A 20,195-nucleotide genomic window follows, 5' to 3' on the forward strand; every position below is an offset into this window, starting at 1 on the left:
AGCAGCATTAACCTTCTTAACACATTGGGGCCATTGCCTAGGGCCGAGTCCGGTGGGATGATTTGCAACTGATATAAATTCTCATTCAAGGCTCGCCGTGCCCACCTCCTTGCTGCTGGTCGAAGACGACCCACGCTTACGCCACGACCTTTACCGCCATTTCATCGACCGTGGCTTCGAGGTACATGCATGCGCGACGGGAGAAGCGGCGCTGGCCAATGCCCGGCGATGCGCATTCGACCTAGCGCTGCTGGACATCATGCTGCCAGGTCTCGATGGCCTGAGCCTGCTCGATGCACTGCGGCGCAAGCAGGCCGTACCGGTGATCCTCATGTCGGCATTGGGTGCCGAGCAGGACCGCATCACCGGATTCACCCGCGGCGCCGACGATTACCTGCCCAAGCCCTTCAGCCTGGCGGAACTGGATGCGCGGGTAGACGCACTGTTGCGCCGGGTCGCCTTCCACAGCACGCCGCCCCTGGCAACGCGCGCTGATGAGCCCGTATTCGACCACGCGGCCCAGGACGTCATGCACAACGGCATGCCGGCGGGGTTGACTGGCTCGGAGTTCCGCCTGTTGATCACGCTGCACGCCCATGCCGGGGAGCCGCTGAGCAAGCCTTTCCTGTACCAGACCGTCCTGCACCGTGGCTACACGCGCCTGGATCGGGGCCTGGATGTGCATGTGTGCAACGTGCGCCGCAAGCTGGCGGACATTGGCATACAGCATCTGCTCATCCAGGCTGTGCGTGGTCAGGGCTATGTCCTGGTCGTGCAGAGCCCGGCCTGATGCGGCGTCATCCGCTGCTGTGGAAGCTGGCCCTGCTGCAGGTCAGCTTCTGCCTGCTGCTCACCTGGTTGATCTGGACCTGGGGCCTGACGGTGGAACGCAGCACCTATTTCCTGGCTCAGGCCGACCAGGACTACCTGGCCCGCTATGCCCGGCAGGCCGAGCTCGCCTGGGAGCAAGGAGGCGCCGTGGGGGTCGAGACCTGGCGTAAGCAGGTGCAAAGGGCCGAGGACACCTGGGCAGCCGTCGTCGGCCCTTACCTGCAAAGCCTGGGGACCACACAGCTCACAGCCGAGGAAGCGGGTCACCTGACCTTCATGCGCAAGCTGAACTGGCCCATGAGCCGCCGCCTGCAAGGCGAACTGCCTTACGTCAGCATTACCTTCCCGCGCCATCCCGAGCACGGTCGCCTGGTGATGCAACTGCCCGAGCGGCTGCTGCCCACCGGGCTGACGCCTTGGACTCACCTGGTTACCCACGGTGTGGCGCCGGCCTTGCTGGCCCTGCTGATGGGGCTGGCACTGTACCGTCACCTTGTCGCCCCGTTGAACCGCCTGCGTGACCGCGCCGATGCGCTGCGGGCCAACGACCTGGACAGCCCAGGCCTGCCCCTGCAAGACCGGCGCGATGAGCTGGGCGAACTGGCGCAGGCCTTCGATCATATGGCCAATCGCTTGCGCCAGAGCCTGGAACAGCAGCGGCTGCTGCTGCGCACACTGTCCCACGAACTGCGCACGCCGCTGGCACGCCTGCGTATTGCCCATGACAGCAACTTGCCCGCCGCCCAGTTACGCGCGCGCATGGATTATGAAACGAGCCATATGCAGAAACTGCTGGAAGACACCCTCGACCTGGCCTGGATGGATACCGAGCAGCCCGTCCTGGCCACCGAACCGGTACTGATGGCATCACTGTGGGAGGCGCTGTGCCAGGACATCTGCTTCGAAAGCGGCTGGAGCCCCGCACGCCTGCCGTGCACACTCGGGCAGGACTGCGTGGTCCAGGTGCACCTGGACAGCGTGGCCCAGGCGCTGGAGAACCTGCTGCGAAACGCCATCCGGCACTCCCCGCCCGAAGGAACCGTCTGCCTGGAGGGCTGGCGAGAGGGTACGCATTGGCACCTGTGCGTGCGCGATCAAGGCCCCGGCGTGCCTGAGGCCGCGCTTGAGCGCATTTTCCAACCGTACCAGCGGCTGACCGCCAGCGGCGCAGGCTTCGGACTGGGCCTGGCCATTGCCCGCCGCGCCGTCCAATTGCAGGGTGGCAGACTCTGGGCCTGCAATGCTCACCCAGGCTTGCGCCTGCACCTTACCCTGCCGGCCAGCGTCAACGGTTTAGAAAGTTAAGGCGCTTTACGCATGTCAAAGGCTGATTATCATCTGGCTGCTTGAGTTGCAGCGCCTGCAATGCCGTGAAGAGATGCCTGATGAACAGAATGATCCGGGGCCTGGCGCTTGTGCTGGCCTTTGTGACCGGTGCCGCCACGGCCCAGCCCGAGCATGACCAGCCGATGGATACGACGCTGCTGGCACGCCAGGACCTGGCCTATCGATTCACCCACCTGGACCTCGACTCGGCAGACGGCGCGCGTCACTACCGGCTGTGGATAGGACTGCCCAAGCGCGCCGCCCCCGCAACCGGCTACCCTGTGTTGTGGATGCTCGACGGCAATGCAGCCCTGAGCGCACTGGACCCACAACGACTCGATGCCTTGGCCGCCGGCCAGGCCCCCGTACTGGTCGCCGTGGGTTACCAGACCCGCCAGCGCATCGACAGAACCAGCCGAACCTACGACTACACGCCGGCGCTGGCCGGGCAGACAGAGCAACGCGACCCACTCACCGGGTTACCCAGCGGCGGGGTGGATGCCTTTCTTGACCTGCTGGAGACCCGCATGCGCTCGGGGCTGGCAGCACTGGTGAGCATCGACCCCCAGCAGCAGACGCTGTGGGGGCACTCGTATGGCGGCCTGGCCGTGCTCCATGCCCTCTTCACCCGGCCCAAGTCATTCGCCGTCTATGCGGCGGCCAGCCCATCGCTGTGGTGGCATGACGGCGCGATCCTGCGCGAAGCGGCAAGCCTGCCGGCGCGGTTGGGGGATGCCCAACCGCAGGTGCTGTTGATGCGCGGCTCACTGGAGCCGGCCAGCCCCCGCGAACCGGCCCAGCCCCACGCCGATCAGACGGCACGGAGCCTCGCCGCCAGCCTGACCCAGCTCAAGGGCGTGCAGGTGTCTTTCAAGCAGTTCGACGGCCTTGGGCATGGGCCGATGCTTGCGGCGTCGCTGCACTGGGTGATCGACACCTTGAGCAAAGCAGCACCGCAGGGCACCTCGCCCAGCCGCTGACAGCGGTCTAGATCATAACGGCGGGTTGCCAACCCAGGCACAGGGTGCGGTATGCTTGCCCGGTCTTCAGGGCGGGGTGAAAGTCCCCACCGGCGGTAAATCGAAAGATGAGCCCGCGAGCGCTCCGGCCATGCCGGAGGTCAGCAGACCTGGTGAGATTCCAGGGCCGACGGTCATAGTCCGGATGAAAGAAGGCGTCAGGCAGGGGCCCCACGGGCACCCTTGCGCACGCATTTTGCTCGCCCCGAGACGTTCATCGATCACTTACGAGGAGCGTTTCATGTCTACCTTGCACCCTGTGCACTTTCCCAATGTCACCGCCGCCATCGCCGCGTTCAAGGCCGGTCGCCCCGTGCTGCTGCTTGACGATGACGACCGTGAAGATGAAGCGGACATCATTGCCGCTGCCGAGAACATTTCGTTGCAGACCATGGCCATGATGATCCGCGATTGCAGCGGTATCGTCTGCCTGTGCCTGGACGAGGCAACGGTCGATGAGCTGCAACTGGCACCCATGGTCCAGAACAACCAGGCCCGCCACGGCACCGGGTTCACGGTCACCATCGAAGCTGCCGAGGGCATCAGCACTGGCGTAAGCGCCCAGGACCGGGTCACCACGATTGCCGCTGCACTGCGCTCTTCGGCCGAGCAACGGCATATCGTCAGCCCTGGGCATGTGTTTCCGCTGCGCGCGCGCAATGGCGGTGTGCTCACGCGTCGCGGTCACACCGAAGGCTCGGTTGACCTGGCCCGCCTGGCCGGACTGCGGCCGGCAGCCGTCTTGTGCGAATTGATGAACCCTGACGGCACGATGGCTCGCGGTGAGGAAGTGGCCGTCTATGCACGCCAGTACAACCTTCCCATGCTGACCATCGACGAGTTGGCGCAGTATCGACTGGCGCTGCAGGCGCAAACGGCTGCGGCGATCTGATCGACCTGGCCACGCCAGGGCCTGAACGGTAGCGCCAACCCGGCGCTGCCGTGCCAATGGCGGTTTGCTCACCCCGCCCCGCTCTGCTAGTGTCGCGGCGTTCAGACTACCGCCGAGACTGCCGCCATGGCCCGCAAAAAAGCTTCCCTTGATTTCGAGCAATCCCTTGCCGAGTTGCAGGCACTGGTCGAGCGCCTGGAGAACGGCGAGTTGTCCCTGGAGGACTCGCTTGCCGCTTTCGAACAAGGCATTGCGCTGACGCGTGATTGCCAAGGCGCACTGGCTCAGGCCGAACAGAAGGTGCAGGTTCTGCTGGAGCGCGATGGCGAGCTGACTGCCCAGCCCTTCGACGTGGAGCCCGAGGCATGATCGGTGCCTATCAGTCCGCCTGCCAGGCACGCGTCGATGGCGCACTCGAGCCGCTGTTCATCGCCCCTACGGCCGAGCTTGAACGCCTGTACGCCGCAATGCGCTACAGCGTGATGAACGGCGGCAAACGCGTACGCCCGCTGCTCGTCTACGCGGCCTGCGAGGCCTTGGGCGCTCCGGCGGAGCACGCCAACGGCGCCGCTTGCGCCGTCGAGCTCATCCACGCTTACTCGCTGGTCCACGACGACTTGCCGGCCATGGATGACGACGACCTGCGCCGCGGCCAGCCGACCACGCACAAGGCGTTCGACGAGGCCTGTGCCATTCTTGCCGGTGACGGCCTGCAAAGCCTGGCCTTCAGCGCATTGCTCGACCCCCGCCTGAGCCCCCAGACCGACGCACTTCGCCTGGCCATGGTGCAGGCCTTGGCCTCGGCCGCCGGCCCCGCTGGCATGGTGGGCGGGCAAGCCATCGACCTGGGCTCGGTGGGCATGAAGCTGGACCAGCAAGCCTTGGCGTTCATGCACCGGCACAAGACCGGTGCACTGATCGAGGCCAGCGTCCGCCTGGGCGGATTGGCCAGTGCCCGCGCCGACCAGGCGCAGCTCGATGCCTTGCAGGTGTATGCGCAGGCCATCGGCCTGGCCTTCCAGGTTCAGGACGACATCCTCGATGTGGAAAGCGATACGGCTACACTGGGTAAACGCCAGGGCGCCGACATCGCCCGCGACAAGCCGACCTACCCCGCCCTGCTGGGCATGGAGGCGGCCAAGGCCTACGCGATCGAACTGCGCGACCAGGCATTGGTCGCATTGGAAAGCTTCGACGAAAAGGCCGAGCCACTGCGAGCCCTGGCGTGCTACATCGTCGAACGCCGCAACTGACCTGGCGAGTACCGCGTGATGGCTGTTAAGCCGCCAGCGCGTCACCCGTCTGAATGGGCAGCTTTTCCTACAATGGGGTAAACTGCCGCGTCTTAATACACCTATAACGACTCGCCTGATGCCCACGACGTTTCAAGAGATCCCCCGCGAACGCCCGGTCACGCCGCTGCTCGACCGCGCTGACACGCCAGATGGCTTGCGCCGTCTGGCCGAAGCCGACCTGGAGACCCTGGCCGACGAGTTGCGCCAGGAACTTCTGTATACCGTGGGCCAGACCGGTGGGCACTTCGGTGCCGGCCTGGGCGTCATCGAGCTGACCATCGCCCTGCACTACGTCTTCGATACCCCCGATGACCGGTTGGTATGGGACGTGGGCCACCAGGCCTACCCGCACAAGATTCTGACCGGGCGCCGCAACCGCATGCTCAGCCTTCGCCAGAAGGACGGCGTAGCCGCCTTCCCGCGCCGCAGCGAAAGCGTGTACGACACCTTCGGCGTCGGACACTCCAGCACATCGATCAGCGCAGCCCTTGGCATGGCCATCGCGGCGCGCCTGCAAAACAGCGCTCGCAAGTCGATTGCGGTCATCGGCGACGGCGCACTCACCGCAGGCATGGCGTTCGAGGCGTTGAACCACGCCCAGGAAGTCAACGCCGACATGCTGGTGATCCTCAACGACAACGACATGTCGATCTCGCGCAATGTGGGAGGCTTGTCCAACTACCTGGCCAAGATCCTCTCCAGCCGCACCTACTCCAGCATGCGCGAAGGCAGCAAGAAAGTGCTGTCGCGCCTGCCAGGTGCGTGGGAAATAGCGCGGCGTACCGAAGAATATGCCAAGGGCATGCTGGTACCCGGCACGCTGTTCGAAGAGCTGGGCTGGAACTACATCGGTCCCATCGATGGTCACGACCTGCCCACGATGATCGCCACCCTGCGCAACATGCGCGACCTCAAAGGCCCGCAGTTCCTGCACGTGGTGACAAAAAAGGGCAAGGGGTTCGCCCCGGCCGAGATCGACCCGATCGGCTACCACGCCATCACCAAGCTCGAGCCTGTGGACAAGCCGGTTGCGCCGAAACAGGCCAGCGGACCGAAATATTCCGCCGTGTTCGGCCAGTGGCTCTGCGACATGGCCGCCGCCGACGATCGCCTTGTCGGCATCACGCCGGCCATGAAGGAAGGCTCCGACCTGGTGGCGTTCAGCGAACGCTACCCTGAACGCTATTTCGACGTGGCGATTGCCGAGCAGCATGCCGTCACGCTCGCGGCGGGCATGGCTTGCGAAGGTAGCAAACCGGTAGTGGCTATCTACTCGACCTTCCTGCAGAGGGCCTATGACCAGTTGATTCATGACGTGGCCGTGCAGAACCTGGACGTGCTGTTCGCCATCGACCGCGCCGGTCTGGTGGGTGAAGACGGCCCGACCCATGCCGGTAGCTATGACCTGTCCTACTTGCGCTGCATCCCTGGCATGCTGGTGATGACCCCCAGCGACGAAAGCGAGTTGCGCCAGATGCTCAGTACGGGCCACCTCTATAACGGCCCGGCTGCCGTGCGCTATCCGCGCGGTACAGGCCCTGGCGCTGCTGTCGACGAGGGCTTGGAACCGCTGGAGATTGGCAAGGGCGTGGTTCGTCGCCGGGGTGAAAAGGTCGCGCTGCTGGTCTTTGGCGTGCAGCTGGCCGAAGCCCTGCAAGTAGCCGAACAGATCAACGCCACGGTCGTCGACATGCGCTTCGTCAAGCCGTTGGATGAAGACTTGGTGCTGGAAATGGCAGGTAGCCACGAACTGCTGGTGACCCTCGAAGAAAATGCCATCATGGGCGGCGCCGGTGCTGCCGTTGGCGAGTGCCTGGCCAGGGAAGCGGTGGTCAAGCCGTTGCTGCACCTGGGCTTGCCGGACCTTTATGTGGAACACGCCAAGCCCGCGCAGATGCTGGCAGAGTGTGGGCTGGATGCAGCGGGCATCGAAGCTAGCGTCAAGGCCCGCATGGTCAAGCTGGGACTTTGATGTGCAGGGCTGCGCTGCAGCCCGGGTGCTCAGCCAAACGAGCAGGCAGTCATTTACCCAACGGGGTCTGTGATTGCCGGCTTCTTTTTCGTTCATGGCGACTCTGAGGGCAAGGGCCTTTCTGCGCTGGGCTCCGCTGTGTTGGAGTGCGCAGACTTCGCAGATATGTACCGCCCGTGAAAAACCCGACCCTTGCCACCCTGCTTTGCCTCCCTCTGCCCCTGCTGGCGTCCGAACGAGATGACGCCCTGAAACTGCCTGACGTGCTCATCAGCGCCAGCCGACAGGCCGAATCGCGCACCGCCACCAGTGCTGCGAACACCGTGTTTACCCGGGCCGATATCGACCGCCTGCAACCGAGTAGCGTCATGGACCTGCTCAGCCGCGTGCCGGGCGTGCAAGTGGCACCGACCGGCGGGCGCGGCAGCTTGCCAGGCCTTTTCATTCGCGGCACCAAGACCGCGCAAACGCTGGTGCTGGTCGATGGTGTACGCATCGCCAACGCGACCTCAGGCGACAGCGGCCTGCAGTTTCTCAACGTCGACCAGATCGAGCGTGTCGAAGTGCTTCGCGGCTCTCGGTCGGCGGTATATGGCAGCGATGCCATTGGCGGGGTCATCCAAGTGTTCACCCGACGGAGCCTCGGTGACGGCCTGCACCCGCGCGTGCGCCTGGCTGCCGGTAGCCGAAAAACCTTCCAGCGCAGCCTGGGTGTGTCGGGCGCCGATGGCTCAACGCGCTTCAACCTGGGCGCAAGCCTGGACGAAACGGCAGGCATCGATTCAACCGGACCGTCGTTCAGCAGTGACGCCGACCATGACGCTTACCGCAACAAATCGCTCAACTTCAGCCTGAGCCAGACGCTCGGCGAGCGCATCGAAGTCGGCCTGAACCTGCTGCACAGTCAGGGCCGCAGTCAATACGACAATCCATTCGGCGGCTTCGACCCTGTCACCTTCCAAAGCGTCGGCCAACAGCCGTACACCGACTTCACCGTCGCCAGCCTGGGCAGTTACCTCGACGCCCAGCTCACCGACAACTGGCACACGCGGATGGAGGTGGCGCACAGCGAAAACCGTGACGACAAGCGCGACACGTTGAGCTCAGAACGCTTTGTGTTCAACACCTACCGCGACCAGATGACCTGGCAGAACGACCTGGCCCTGAACGATCAGCACAGCCTGCTCGCCGGCGCCGACTGGTATCAGGACCGCGTGCACGCCAGTACCGACTTCGAGAAGGACAGCCGCTGGAACCGGGCGGTGTTTCTTCAGCACCGCTATCAAGGCCCGCTGTTCTCCACCGAAGCGGGCGTACGCCAGGACCGCAACGAGCAGTTCGGCACTCACACCACCTGGAGTGGCAGCGTGAGCGTTGCGCTCGATGATCGCAATGATGTGGTGCTGTCCTACAGCGAAGGCTTCCGGGCCCCGACGTTCAACGACCTGTATTACCCGCAGTTCAGCAACCCTGACCTTGACCCCGAGCACGCCAGGACCTATGAAGTGCAGTGGCGCAGCCAGCTGTCTACCGACACCCGCCTGGAGGCTTCCCTGTACCGCACCGACCTGCGCGATGCGATCGTGTTCGGTCAGGACGCCATTCCCCGCAACGTGGCCTCGGCGCGCGTCGACGGTGTAGAGCTGGCCCTGGCCCAACAGTGGGGCGAATGGAGCAGCCAGCTGGGCCTGGCGATGATCGACCCCCGTGACCGCGACAGTGGCCATACATTGGCCCGACGGGCACGCCGCACCCTGAGCCTGGACCTGGACCGCCGTGTGGGACCCTTCGGCATCGGTGCCAGCGTACAGGCTGTCAGCAGCAGCTACGATGATGAAGCCAACCGCAACCGTTTGGGTGGATATGGGTTGCTGGGCCTGCGCGGCAGTTGGGCAGCCACCGAGGCGCTGACCGTGGAGGCGAAGCTGGACAACCTGTTCGACCGTGGCTACAGCCGCGCCCTGTACAGCTACGAGGGCAGCCCCCATGCCTACCAGGAAGAAGGGCGCACGCTGTTGTTCAGCGTGACGTGGGCACCGGCGCTCTAGCGGCCAGCAGTTCGCACAGGCGAGCCGTCGCTTCGATCATCTGCCCACTGGGGCGCTCGATGCCGTTGTCCGGCACCACCAGTAACCCGTCTTGCGCCACCGCGCGCAGCGCCGGCCAGGCCTTCCAACTGGCCAACTGTTGCGCATCGGCGGCCAGGATGATGTCGGGGTCGCGCGCAATGACCGACTCTACGCTCACCTGAGGCGCTGCCGGGTTCAAATCCGCAAAGACATTACGCGCACCACAGACGGCCAGTGCATCGCTGATCACTTGCTGACCACCCAAGGTGTACAAGGGGCGATCCCAGACCTGGTAGAAGACCTGCAGGGGCCTGTCGCGACGGTACTGCTGGCGCAGTGTTTTCAATCGTGCACGCAGGGCGCGAGCGTAGCGGCGGCCTTGGTCAGCGTGGCCTACGTGTTCAGCGATTTCTTCGATCTGGCCAATCAACTGCTCGATGCTGTGGGGCTCTGCGCTGAAGGCAGGGATGCCCAGACGTTTGAGCTGGTCGCGTTGCGCGGGGGGTACGCTGCCCGGCCACAGCAGCAGCAGATCGGGGCGCAGACTGAGCAAACCCTCCATGTCCAGCTGGCCATAGCGCCCCACCGAGGGCAACGCTCGCAACGCCGGTGGCCGTTCACCCCCATCGAGCACCCCCACCAGCAGGTCGCCTGCCTGCAGTTCGAGCATGATTTCCGTCAACGACGGTGCCAGGCTGACGACGCGTAGTGGCCCAGCGCTCGCCAGGCTGCAGGCCAGTAGCGCCAGCCCCGCTATGAGCCGGCGCATCAGCCGAGCTGAGACGGCAGACGGTACAAGTAGAGCAAGACCACGGTGGACAAGGCCAGCAGCACCTGTGGGACGGTTTCCAGGCCCACCAGTACCGACACGGCGGCTACCCAGGCGGGGAAGCAGGCATAGGTCATGGCCAGGCGCCGCACGCGAGCCAGTTCGATCCACGCAGCAGGCTCGGCTTCGGTACCGAGCGCCTTGGAGGTGGCAATCAGCGCGCGCTTGTAGGCACCGAAGCGCGGCAAGGTGAGAAACAACGTGGCTGCGCCAGCAATGAACAGCGGCATGGCCAACATGGGAATCATCGCCTCGCCACCGCCAAAGGCCCAGGCCATGACCGGCAGCGGCACAAGCCCCACCGCCAGGTACTGCCACCAAGCCAGGGCGAGGCGCCGCTTGACCTCGGCGCGGGTCACGCCTGGGGCACCTCGCCCTGGTGTTCATTGCCCAGCATGTGGCCCAGCTTGCCGGCCTTGGTTGCCAGGTAATGGCTGTTGTGCGGGTTGTGCCCGGTGTGTAGCGGCACACGCTCGGCCACCACGATATCCATGTCGGTCAAGGCCTTGACCTTGCGCGGGTTGTTGGTCATCAAGCGCAACGCCTTGACACCCAGGTGCTCGAGCATCGGCAGGCAGATGGCATAGTCGCGCTGATCCGCAGCAAACCCGAGGCGCTCGTTGGCTTCGACCGTGTCCGCCCCTCCGTCCTGCAGTTCGTAGGCGCGGATCTTGTTCAGCAGGCCAATGCCACGGCCTTCCTGGCGCAGGTAAAGCAGCACGCCACGACCTTCTCGGGCGATCGCCTGGAGGGCAGCTTCGAGTTGCGACCCGCAATCACAGCGTTGACTGAACAAGGCATCGCCGGTCAAGCATTCGGAATGCAGGCGCCCCAGTACCGGCTGCCCATCGGCGATATCACCCAGGCTGAGCACCACATGCTCGCGGCCAGTGGCTTCATCCAGAAAGCCGTGCATGGTGAAAGTCGCGAAAGGCGTCGGGAGTTTAGAGGCGGCAACAAAGACAACGGGCACGTTGTGCTCCTGGGATAAGTGGGAATTTCAATGGACCGATTGTATCAGCAGCTTACAGGCAGTGCTCCCGCAGTATACCGCCGGTTATTATCGAAAACCTCGATGCGTAGCGGTTGCGGGCATGTACCACGCGCTACGGTTTGGTACTGGCATCGAAAGGATAAGGCTGTTTCCAACGTTCGAATATCGGCTTGAGTTCGCCGCTGCGCACCAGTTCGGCCATGCGTTTGTCGAACACATCACGCAGTGCCTCACCCCGCTCACTGCGGGCAAACGCCAGGTACATGGGCAGCTCGACCACATGGGTGCGCCGGAATCGATCGGGTTGCGAGCTTTGCCCGATGACGTAGTCCACTTCGGTCATGGCGTCGACATAGAAGTCCACCCGGTCATGCTCCAGCATGGGCAGAATGCCTTCGCGTCGCTGGATTTCACGGTACTCCCGCACGCGGGGCAGGTATTTGCCATAGGCATAGCCACGCACCCAGGCCAGGCGATAGTCGCCTATGGTTGCCAGTGTGGGGGCCGGCTTGCTGGCAAGCCCCAGGGCGTAGATATGGTCGACGTCGAAATGCCAGCGAGGGTAGAGGTTGTCTTCACTTTCGTCCTTGTACGAGCCAACCCAGGCGTCAGCCTCGCCACGTTTGACCAGGCCAATGGCACGGCTATACGGTGCACTCTGCGGCACGACCTCGATCCCTGCGGGCTGGAACACCTTGCGCATCACGTCCCAGGCCACACCGGTGCCATCTGCGTTGGTGTAGTCGGCCCACTCCTCGCTGACCAGGCGAATCTGGCCAGGCTGGCTGTCGCCGGCAGCCGCCCATGGGGCAGCGGCCATCAACAATGCCAGTAGCATACCTTTCAGCACCATGGCAGCCCCCGTTCTACGCGACAGCCCATACCAGAACCTGCATGCCCAACCAGGCGAAGACGCCGGCCAGCACGTCATCGAGCATGATGCCGACGCCGCCATGCACGTGACGATCGATCCAGCGAATGGGCCAAGGCTTGAGGATGTCGAAGAAACGGAACATCAAAAAACCCGCCAACAGCCACTGCCAGCCATCGGGCACCAACCACAGCGTGATCCACATGCCGACCATTTCGTCCCAGACGATGCCTTCGTGGTCATGCACGCGCAAGTCATTGGCCACCTTGCCGCACAGCCAGAAGCCGAACAGCATGGTGATCCCCAGTACCAGCCAGTACCCCCAATCGGGCAGCATCTGCCAGAGCGGAATGAAGGGTATCGCCACCAGCGAGCCCCAGGTGCCGGGCGCTTTGGGCAAGGTGCCGGAGCCGAACCCGAACGCGATGAAGTGCCAAGGGTTGCGCCAGACCGATGGCGGAACGAACTCCGCAGGCACCTGATTGGGGTGGTCGGTCACGGTATCTCCCTAAAGTGTTGATAGCCCCGCTGCCGAGGCGTGATGTCCTGACCGTGCGCATCGCGCAGGGACACGCCCTGCCCTTGCAGCACGCGGCCAATGGGGTAGACCTGGATGAAGCCAAAGTGCGCAAGGTGCGTCAAGGCGTCCGGAGGTGCCGTGAACGCCAGTATGTAGTCGTCGCCACCGGCGAGCGCTGCCTGCACGGCTGCCTCGCGGCCCAGGAACGCCTCCACTTCGGGGGACACTGGCACCTGCGCCAGGTTCACCTCGAGCGCCACGCCAGAGGCCTTGGCGATATGACCGCAATCGGCCAGCAACCCATCGGAAATATCCAGTGCCGCCGTGGCGTGCCCTCTGAGCAAGGCACCGAGGGTGAGCTGCGGCATGGGCGCCCAATAGTGGGCCAGCAGCGGCTCTGCCACGTCCGGCGGCGCCTGGCGCTCCCCGAGCACCAGAGGCAAGGCGCCAGCTGCCTTGCCCAGCACGCCACCGACATACAGCAGGTCGCCCGGCTGGGCGCCAGTGCGGCGTAATGCCTGCCCGGCCGGCACACGGCCGAACACCGTCACGGTGATGCTCAGCGGACCCCGGGTCGTGTCCCCGCCAATCAGGCTCATGCGGCAACGGTGAGCCATGCGGCTCAACCCTGCCGAGTATTCCTCCAACCACGCGTGGCTGACGTCAGGCAGGGTGAGGGCCAGCGTGAAACCGATCGCGGTAGCGCCCATGGCGGCCAGGTCACTGACGGCGACTGCCAGGCAGCGCTGACCCAGCAGCTTCGGGTCGCAGACGGCAGGGAAATGCACCCCAGCTACCAGAGTATCGGTCGAGACGGCCAACTGCTCACCGGGAGGCAGATCCAGCAGAGCACAGTCGTCACCGATGCCCAGCGCCACCCCTTCGCCCTCGCCGTGCACTGCACAGTGCGCGGAGGCGAAGTAATGGTTGATCAGCTCGAACTCACCCATGGCCAGGCTGCGCCGCAATCAGCGCTTGTTCGCCTTGACTTCGGCTTCGCGCAGCGTCGGTGCCAGTTTGTCGAGCACGCCGTTGACGAACTTGTGACCGTCGGTGGCGCCGAAGACCTTGGCCAGCTCGACGCCTTCGTTGATCACAACGCGGTAAGGCACGTCGATGCGCTTGATGAACTCCCAGGTGGACAGACGCAACACGGCCAGTTCGACCGGGTCGAGTTCGTCAAGGCTCAGGTCCAGGCAGGGCTCGAGCGCACCGTCGATTTCGCCCTTGATGGCCGGAACGCCATGCAGGATTTCACGGAAGTAGGCGCCGTCGACATCTGCAAAATCGTTATCGACCCGAAACTGCGCTTCGATCTCGTTCAACGAATGATGCGCCATGTGCCATTGATACAGTGCCTGGGTCGCGAGCTTGCGGGCTTCACGGCGTTTGGCGCTTTTCGATGGCTTGCCGGCATCCGCAGGCTTGGGATCGCGCGGGTTGAAACGATCGCTTTCGTCGCTAATCACTTGGCCTCCAACTGCGCCAGCAGGCTTACCATTTCCAGGGCAGACAGGGCAGCTTCTGCACCTTTGTTGCCGGCCTTGGTGCCGGAACGTTCGATGGCCTGTTCGATGGAGTCGACGGTCAGTACGCCGAACGCCACAGGAACACCGAACTCCATGGACACCTGAGCCAGGCCCTTGGTGCACTCGCCCGCCACGTATTCAAAGTGCGGGGTGCCGCCACGGATTACAGCGCCCAGCGCGATGATCGCGTCGTAAGCACCTTGCTGGGCGACCTTCTGGGCAACCAGCGGAATCTCGAACGCACCAGGCGCACGGATGATGGTGATGTCGTTCTCGCTGACACCATGGCGTACCAGGGCATCAACGGCACCACTTACCAGGCTTTCGACGACGAAGCTGTTGAAGCGGCCAACCACCAAAGCATAGCGACCTTTGGGGGCAATGAAGGTACCTTCGATGGTCTTCAGGGTCATTGCGATATTCTCATCTTCAAACGCAAGGCCGCTTGCTGGCGGCCTCGACAGGGGTATGGACTCGAGCTGCAGGGCGTCATTGCCGCCTCAAGTCACTCGGAGGGCACGTATTCTACAACTTCCAGGTCGAATCCGGATATCGCATTGAACTTCATCGGCGAACTCATCAGGCGCATCTTGCGCACGCCGAGGTCACGCAGGATCTGCGAACCGGCACCCACGGTGCTGTAGGTGGTCGGGGTCTTGGCCGGTGCATCGCCTGCACTTTCGCGAATATGCGCAAGCAGCACATCGCCATCGAGCGGGTGCCCCAGCAGCAGCACCACACCGCTTCCGGCTTCGGCCACGGCGGCCATGGCGGCGCGCAGGCTCCAGCGACCCGGCTGCTTGACCAGCAGCAGGTCGCGCAGCGGGTCCATGTTGTGCACGCGCACCAGGGTGGGCTCTTCGGCGCAGATGGCGCCCAGGGTCAAGGCCATGTGCACGTCACCTTCAACCGCATCGCGGTAGGTGACCAGGTTGAACTCGCCCAGCTCGCTTTCCACCGACTGCTCGGAAACCCGCTGCACGGTGCGCTCGTGGATCATGCGGTAGTGAATGAGATCGGCGATGGTGCCGATCTTCAGGCCGTGCTCGGCAGCGAACACTTCCAGTTCGGCGCGGCGCGACATGGTGCCGTCGTCGTTCATCACCTCGCAGATCACGCCGCTGGGCTCGAACCCGGCCATGCGTGCCAGGTCGCAGGCTGCCTCGGTGTGCCCGGCGCGAGCCAGCGTACCGCCTGGCTGAGCCATGAGCGGGAAGATGTGCCCAGGGCTGACGATGTCTTCGGCCTTGGCGTCCTTGGCGGCAGCCGCTTGCACGGTGCGGGCACGGTCGGCGGCGGAAATGCCGGTGGTGACACCCTCGGCCGCCTCGATCGAAACGGTGAACTTGGTGCCGAAGCCTGAACCATTGCGCGGCGCCATCAGGGGCAGCTTGAGGGTTTCGCAACGTTCGCGGGTCATCGGCATGCAGATCAGGCCACGGGCGTGCTTGGCCATGAAGTTGATGTGCTCGGGCTGGCAGCATTCGGCTGCCATGATGATATCGCCTTCGTTCTCACGGTCTTCGTCATCCATCAGGATGACCATTTTGCCCTGGCGGATGTCTTCGACCAGTTCTTCGATGCTGTTGAGCGCCACGCGGCACCCCCTTCTCAATCAGGATTTCAAGAAGCCGTTGGCGGCCAGGAAACTTTCGGTGATGCCACTGCCCTTGCTCGGCTCGGCCGCCTTGTCGCCCAGCAGCAAGCGCTCCAGGTAACGGGCCAGCAGGTCGACCTCAAGGTTTACCCGACGCCCTGCGCGGTAGTCGGCCATGATGGTTTCGGACAGGGTGTGCGGGACGATGGTCAGCTCGAATTCGGCGCCATTGACCTCGTTGACCGTCAGGCTGGTGCCATCGACGGTAATCGAACCCTTGTGGGCGATGTACTTGGCCAGTTCTCGCGGCGCACGCACGCGAAACTGGATGGCGCGGGCGTTATCGCTGCGCGAGATGATTTCGCCGACACCGTCGACGTGACCGCTGACCAGGTGTCCCCCCAGCCGGGTGGTTGGCGTCAGCGCTTTTTCAAGGTTGACCTTGCTGCCACTTTTCAAGTCGACGAAAGCCGTGCGCTTGAGGGTCTCCACGCTCACATCGGCCCAGAAGCCGTTGCCAGGCAATTCCACCGCCGTCAGGCAAACGCCATTGACGGCGATGCTGTCGCCGAGCTTGACGTCACCCAGGTCAAGCTTGCCGGTGTCGACGTGCACGCGCACGTCGCCGCCTTTGGGCGTCAGACTGCGGATGGTGCCGATGGATTCGATGATGCCGGTGAACATGGGTCTTCCTCAAAACGGTGTGCGCGGGGCAAGCCGCGCATTATACGCCGGGCGCAGGCAGCGGTACGGCTGTGACCCGCCAGTCATCGCCTACTGCGCGCATGTCGGTGATCTTCAGCCGCGGTGCCTCGCTCATGCGATTCAGTGGCCAGTCCAGCAGTGGGCGTGCGCTTGAGCCAAGGAAGGTGCCTGCCATGAACAGCTGGTACTCGTCGACAAGGCCTTGCTGGGCGAAGGCCCCGACCAGGCCGGCGCCGGCTTCCAGCAGGATTTCGTTGACGCCACGGGCGGCCAGAGCTTGAAGCAGGGCACGCAGGTCCACATGGCCATTGTCGCCCGGCAGGCTGAGCAGTTCATGGCCGGCAGCGGCATAACGTGGGTCATCTGCGACGGCGGTCACCACCAGCGCGGGGCCGGCCTGGAAGAAGGGCGCCTGCAAGGGCAAGCGCAAACGGCCATCGACCAGCACCCGCAGCGGTGCCCGGCTCAGGGCAAGCGCGGTGGTTTCGGCGTCCAGGCCCAACTCGGCGCCACGCACCGTCATGCGGGCACCGTCAGCCAGTACGCTGCTTGCACTGGTCAGCACCACGCTGGAGCGCGCGCGCAGACGCTGCACGGCAGAACGCGCCGCAGGGCCGGTGATCCACTGGCTTTCGCCGCTGGCCATGGCGGTACGACCATCCAGGCTCATGGCCAGCTTGGCGCGCACGAACGGCAACCCCTGTTCCATGCGCTTGAGGAACCCGGGGTTGAGTGCCCGCGCCTGCTCTTCGAGCACCCCGCTGGCCACGTCGATACCGGCCTGGGCAAGTCGCTGCAGGCCCCGCCCAGCCACCTGGGGATTGGGGTCCTGCATGGCGGCCACTACGCGCGCCACACCGGCCTTGACCAAGGCTTCGGCACACGGCGGCGTACGGCCATGGTGGCTGCAGGGTTCGAGGGTGACATAGGCACAGCCGCCCCGCGCACGCTCGCCTGCCTGGGCAAGCGCATGCACCTCGGCATGGGGCTCCCCGGCGCGCACATGCCAGCCCTCGCCCACCACCTCGCCATCACGGACGATGACGCAACCCACACGCGGGTTGGGGTGGGTGGTGTAGAGCCCCTTGCGCGCTAACTCAAGGGCACGGGCCATGTAATGGGCGTCAAGCACAGCTGCGGGGGTTTGCATGCTCACTCTTTGGCCGGCTCACGGGCCAGGCGGTCGATTTCTTCGCGGAATTCGTCAAGGTCCTGGAAGCGCCGATAAACCGAGGCGAAGCGGATGTAGGCGACTTCATCGAGTTTGCGCAACTCGCCCATCACCAGCTCGCCCACCACCAGCGACTTGACCTCGCGCTCGCCGGTGGCGCGCAGCCGACTCTTGATGTGGGCCAGGGCGGCCTCGAGGCGCTCGACACTGACAGGGCGTTTTTCCAGCGCACGCTGCATGCCGGCCCGCAACTTGTCTTCGTCGAAGGGCTGGCGAGTACCGTCCTGTTTGATCAGCCGGGGCAGTACCAGCTCGGCGGTCTCGAAGGTGGTGAAGCGCTCGCCGCAGGCGACGCATTCGCGACGGCGCCGCACTTGCTCGCCCTCGGCGACCAGGCGCGAGTCGATGACCTTGGTGTCGTTGGCACCGCAAAAGGGACAGTGCATGGTGGCAGGCAACAAAAAAAGGGAGGGCCATGGTAGCGCATCCCACTGGCAAGACAAGCCAAAGGGGTTAACATCCATGCAATTCTGCCCCTGAAGGACTACCCCATGCCACTTCGAGCGCTTGCCGTGCTGTGCTGCGCCGCCCTGCTCACCGCCTGCGGCAGTGACCAGCCCAAGACCGAACAACCGCCTGCTCCGGCGCCCGCCAAAGTGTCCAAAAGGGCCCAGCCGCTTGGCCCCTTGCCGGCCTATCAGCGCGAGCTGAGCGGCACGTTGCTGGGCATCCCCGCCGGCGCAGAGGTAGAACTTGCCCTGCTGGTGATCGATGACCGCGACAGGCCGCAACAGCTGCTGGCCAGTAGCACCTTGCCGGGTACCGGCCAGGCCCTGCCCTACCAGCTGCGTTTCAACCCCGAGGCATTTCCGGCCGGCGCCAGGGTAGAGCTGCGTGGACGAGCCAGCCGCTCAGGCCAGTTGATCATGCACTTGCCGCCGCTGCGCATCACCCAGGCACAGACCCAGGCCACCGGCCCGCTGCAGTTCGAAAAGGCACCGTAAGTGGCGCCAGTGGCGTTGCAACAGGCCTTGAGCGGCCTGATTGGCGAGGCACGGCTGGTGATCAGCGACCTGCCTGACTGTGCGTTGAAATTATGGCTGATCGATGATCAGAACATGGACCGCGCTTTTAGCAGCGAAGAAACCCGGCGCATTCTCGAAGATCCGCCGTACTGGAGCTTCTGCTGGGCCAGTGGGCTGGCCATGGCGCGCTACCTGGCCGAGCACCGGGAGTGGGTAGCCGGCAAGCGGGTGCTCGATTTTGGCGCCGGTTCCGGTATCGCCGGCATCGCCGCTGCCCGTGCAGGTGCGCTGGAGGTCGTGGCCTGCGACCTTGATCCGCTGGCCTTGGACGCCTGCCGTGCCAACGCCGCCTTGAACCAGGTGGAACTGGGCTACAGCAGCGACTTTTTTGCCGAGGATGACCGTTTCGACCTGATCCTGGTGGCCGATGTGCTCTACGACCGCGCCAACCTGCCGCTGCTCGATACCTTCCTCGACCGGGGCCGACAGGCACTGGTGGCCGACTCTCGCGTACGGGACTTCAGCCACCCGTTGTACCGACCACTTGGGGTGCTCGACGCCTTGACCCTGCCGGACCTGGCCGAGCCGCACGAATTCCGCCGGGTCAGCCTGTACCACGCCAGCCGCGAGCCTTTATAGTGGTGCCATTCACGGATTTGCGAGAGTCGCGATGACCCAGGACACCCCCTATATCTTCGATGCCACCGATGCCACCTTCCAGCAGCTGGTGATCGAGAATTCATTCCACAAGCCAGTGCTGGTCGATTTCTGGGCCGAATGGTGCGCGCCTTGCAAAGCGCTGATGCCGCTTCTGGCAAAAATTGCCGAGGAGTACCAGGGCGAACTGCTGCTGGCCAAGATCAACTGCGACGTCGAGCAACAGGTCGTGGCGCAATTCGGCATCCGCAGTCTGCCAACCGTGGTGCTGTTCAAGGATGGCCAGCCGGTCGACGGTTTTGCCGGTGCTCAGCCGGAATCGGCGATCCGCACCATGCTCGAGCCACATGTGCAACTGCCGGCGCCACCCACCGCCTCGCCGCTGGAACAGGCTCAGGCGCTGTTCGCCGAAAGCCGTTTTGGCGAAGCCGAAGCGGTGCTGCAGCAATTGCTTGCAGAAGACAATAGCAACGCCGAAGGCCTGATCCTGTACGCCCGCTGCCTGGCCGAGCGCGGTGAGCTGGGCGAGGCCCAGGTGGTGCTAGACGCGGTCAAGACCGAGGACCATAAGGCCGCCCTGGCCGGCGCCAAGGCGCAACTGACTTTCCTGCGCCAGGCCGCCAGCCTGCCGGAGGTTGCAGACCTGAAAAGCCGTCTGGCACAGAACCCACAAGATGACGAGGCCACGTACCAACTGTGCATCCAGCAGCTGGCACGCCAGCAGTACGAGCCCGCGCTTGAAAGCCTGCTCAAGTTGTTCCAGCGCAATCGCGGTTACGAAAATGGGCTACCGCACAAGGCATTGCTGCAGGTGTTCGAGTTGCTTGGCAGTGCCCACCCGCTGGTAGGTACGTATCGCCGTAAGCTGTTCGCTGCGATGTACTGAGGCTCAT

Annotated in this window: 23 protein-coding genes and 1 riboswitch; of the genes, 11 read left to right on the forward strand and 12 right to left on the reverse strand. The window is 64.3% G+C overall.

The annotated features are described in order from the left end of the window. The first annotated feature begins 97 nt into the window (after positions 1–97). The 8 genes from NMB38_RS19145 to NMB38_RS19180 all read left to right on the forward strand — a co-directional run bounded on the left by NMB38_RS19145 (position 98) and on the right by NMB38_RS19180 (position 9,383). Positions 98–790: a response regulator transcription factor gene (locus NMB38_RS19145; RefSeq protein WP_027915140.1), complete on the forward strand. Its 693-nt coding sequence runs from the start codon at positions 98–100 to the stop codon at positions 788–790. Next, a complete protein-coding gene (locus NMB38_RS19150) occupies positions 790–2,136 on the forward strand; it encodes a HAMP domain-containing sensor histidine kinase (RefSeq protein WP_028687659.1) in 1,347 nt (448 codons plus the stop codon). The genes NMB38_RS19145 and NMB38_RS19150 overlap by 1 nt, the downstream gene beginning before the upstream one ends. A gap of 80 nt (positions 2,137–2,216) precedes the next feature. Further along, the gene (locus tag NMB38_RS19155) at positions 2,217–3,137 is read left to right on the forward strand and encodes an alpha/beta hydrolase (RefSeq protein ID WP_049695374.1); all 921 of its coding nucleotides are present in this window, start codon (positions 2,217–2,219) and stop codon (positions 3,135–3,137) included. Between the two features lie 58 nt (positions 3,138–3,195). After that, positions 3,196–3,337: riboswitch (FMN riboswitch) on the forward strand. Between the two features lie 80 nt (positions 3,338–3,417). Continuing rightward, entirely contained in the window at positions 3,418–4,068 is a 651-nt protein-coding gene (ribB, locus tag NMB38_RS19160; RefSeq protein ID WP_023534985.1) for a 3,4-dihydroxy-2-butanone-4-phosphate synthase, read from the forward strand. Between the two features lie 126 nt (positions 4,069–4,194). After that, positions 4,195–4,437 carry an exodeoxyribonuclease VII small subunit gene (locus NMB38_RS19165; RefSeq protein WP_023534977.1) on the forward strand — a complete coding sequence of 81 codons (243 nt, stop codon included), beginning with the start codon at positions 4,195–4,197 and terminating at the stop codon, positions 4,435–4,437. Then, positions 4,434–5,321 carry a (2E,6E)-farnesyl diphosphate synthase gene (gene ispA, locus NMB38_RS19170; protein WP_049695372.1) on the forward strand — a complete coding sequence of 296 codons (888 nt, stop codon included), beginning with the start codon at positions 4,434–4,436 and terminating at the stop codon, positions 5,319–5,321. Before NMB38_RS19165 ends, ispA begins: the two co-directional genes overlap by 4 nt. 118 nt (positions 5,322–5,439) lie before the next feature. After that, complete coding sequence (dxs, locus tag NMB38_RS19175; protein WP_059183600.1) at positions 5,440–7,335, forward strand: 1-deoxy-D-xylulose-5-phosphate synthase; 1,896 nt, start codon at positions 5,440–5,442, stop codon at positions 7,333–7,335. A gap of 176 nt (positions 7,336–7,511) precedes the next feature. Then, entirely contained in the window at positions 7,512–9,383 is a 1,872-nt protein-coding gene (locus NMB38_RS19180; RefSeq protein WP_088523670.1) for a TonB-dependent receptor domain-containing protein, read from the forward strand. On the opposite strand, the gene NMB38_RS19185 is transcribed toward NMB38_RS19180, so the two are convergent. From NMB38_RS19185 to nrdR, 12 genes are all read right to left on the reverse strand, one after another. Beyond that, complete coding sequence (locus NMB38_RS19185) at positions 9,355–10,173, reverse strand: cobalamin-binding protein (RefSeq protein WP_027915134.1); 819 nt, start codon at positions 10,171–10,173, stop codon at positions 9,355–9,357. The genes NMB38_RS19180 and NMB38_RS19185 overlap by 29 nt on opposite strands. Further along, complete coding sequence (locus NMB38_RS19190; RefSeq protein WP_027915133.1) at positions 10,173–10,592, reverse strand: hypothetical protein; 420 nt, start codon at positions 10,590–10,592, stop codon at positions 10,173–10,175. Before NMB38_RS19190 ends, NMB38_RS19185 begins: the two co-directional genes overlap by 1 nt. Next, a complete protein-coding gene (gene ribA, locus NMB38_RS19195; protein ID WP_023534989.1) occupies positions 10,589–11,206 on the reverse strand; it encodes a GTP cyclohydrolase II in 618 nt (205 codons plus the stop codon). The genes NMB38_RS19190 and ribA overlap by 4 nt, the downstream gene beginning before the upstream one ends. A 133-nt stretch (positions 11,207–11,339) precedes the next feature. Next, entirely contained in the window at positions 11,340–12,080 is a 741-nt protein-coding gene (locus NMB38_RS19200) for a substrate-binding periplasmic protein (protein WP_027915132.1), read from the reverse strand. A 13-nt stretch (positions 12,081–12,093) separates the two neighbouring features. Further along, positions 12,094–12,597, reverse strand: coding sequence for a phosphatidylglycerophosphatase A family protein (locus NMB38_RS19205; RefSeq protein WP_023535011.1), 504 nt, complete (start codon positions 12,595–12,597; stop codon positions 12,094–12,096). Then, positions 12,594–13,568: a thiamine-phosphate kinase gene (gene thiL, locus NMB38_RS19210; RefSeq protein WP_110607349.1), complete on the reverse strand. Its 975-nt coding sequence runs from the start codon at positions 13,566–13,568 to the stop codon at positions 12,594–12,596. The genes NMB38_RS19205 and thiL overlap by 4 nt, the downstream gene beginning before the upstream one ends. A gap of 18 nt (positions 13,569–13,586) precedes the next feature. Then, a complete protein-coding gene (gene nusB / locus NMB38_RS19215) occupies positions 13,587–14,087 on the reverse strand; it encodes a transcription antitermination factor NusB (protein WP_027915130.1) in 501 nt (166 codons plus the stop codon). Continuing rightward, positions 14,084–14,560: a 6,7-dimethyl-8-ribityllumazine synthase gene (gene ribH / locus NMB38_RS19220; protein WP_023534949.1), complete on the reverse strand. Its 477-nt coding sequence runs from the start codon at positions 14,558–14,560 to the stop codon at positions 14,084–14,086. Before ribH ends, nusB begins: the two co-directional genes overlap by 4 nt. Before the next feature lie 92 nt (positions 14,561–14,652). Continuing rightward, positions 14,653–15,744 carry a bifunctional 3,4-dihydroxy-2-butanone-4-phosphate synthase/GTP cyclohydrolase II gene (ribBA, locus tag NMB38_RS19225; RefSeq protein ID WP_027915129.1) on the reverse strand — a complete coding sequence of 364 codons (1,092 nt, stop codon included), beginning with the start codon at positions 15,742–15,744 and terminating at the stop codon, positions 14,653–14,655. A gap of 18 nt (positions 15,745–15,762) precedes the next feature. Next, positions 15,763–16,428 (reverse strand): riboflavin synthase, encoded by a 666-nt coding sequence (locus tag NMB38_RS19230; RefSeq protein WP_023534964.1) that lies wholly within the window; start codon positions 16,426–16,428, stop codon positions 15,763–15,765. A 40-nt stretch (positions 16,429–16,468) separates the two neighbouring features. Then, complete coding sequence (ribD, locus tag NMB38_RS19235; RefSeq protein WP_023535003.1) at positions 16,469–17,599, reverse strand: bifunctional diaminohydroxyphosphoribosylaminopyrimidine deaminase/5-amino-6-(5-phosphoribosylamino)uracil reductase RibD; 1,131 nt, start codon at positions 17,597–17,599, stop codon at positions 16,469–16,471. 2 nt (positions 17,600–17,601) lie between these two features. After that, positions 17,602–18,066 carry a transcriptional regulator NrdR gene (nrdR, locus tag NMB38_RS19240; protein WP_027915127.1) on the reverse strand — a complete coding sequence of 155 codons (465 nt, stop codon included), beginning with the start codon at positions 18,064–18,066 and terminating at the stop codon, positions 17,602–17,604. Positions 18,067–18,171: 105 nt separating this feature from the next. Between nrdR and NMB38_RS19245 the strand changes: the two genes are divergently transcribed. The 3 genes from NMB38_RS19245 to trxA are packed head-to-tail and all read left to right on the forward strand — an operon-like array spanning position 18,172 to position 20,188. Next, complete coding sequence (locus NMB38_RS19245; RefSeq protein WP_404691585.1) at positions 18,172–18,624, forward strand: YbaY family lipoprotein; 453 nt, start codon at positions 18,172–18,174, stop codon at positions 18,622–18,624. Then, the gene (locus tag NMB38_RS19250) at positions 18,625–19,284 is read left to right on the forward strand and encodes a class I SAM-dependent methyltransferase (protein ID WP_027915125.1); all 660 of its coding nucleotides are present in this window, start codon (positions 18,625–18,627) and stop codon (positions 19,282–19,284) included. 31 nt (positions 19,285–19,315) lie between these two features. Next, positions 19,316–20,188, forward strand: a complete 873-nt coding sequence (gene trxA, locus NMB38_RS19255) for a thioredoxin (RefSeq protein ID WP_027915124.1) — start codon at positions 19,316–19,318, stop codon at positions 20,186–20,188. The last annotated feature ends 7 nt before the right edge of the window (positions 20,189–20,195 follow it).

The sequence above is a fragment of the Pseudomonas sp. FBCC-B35 genome (assembly GCF_059133755.1).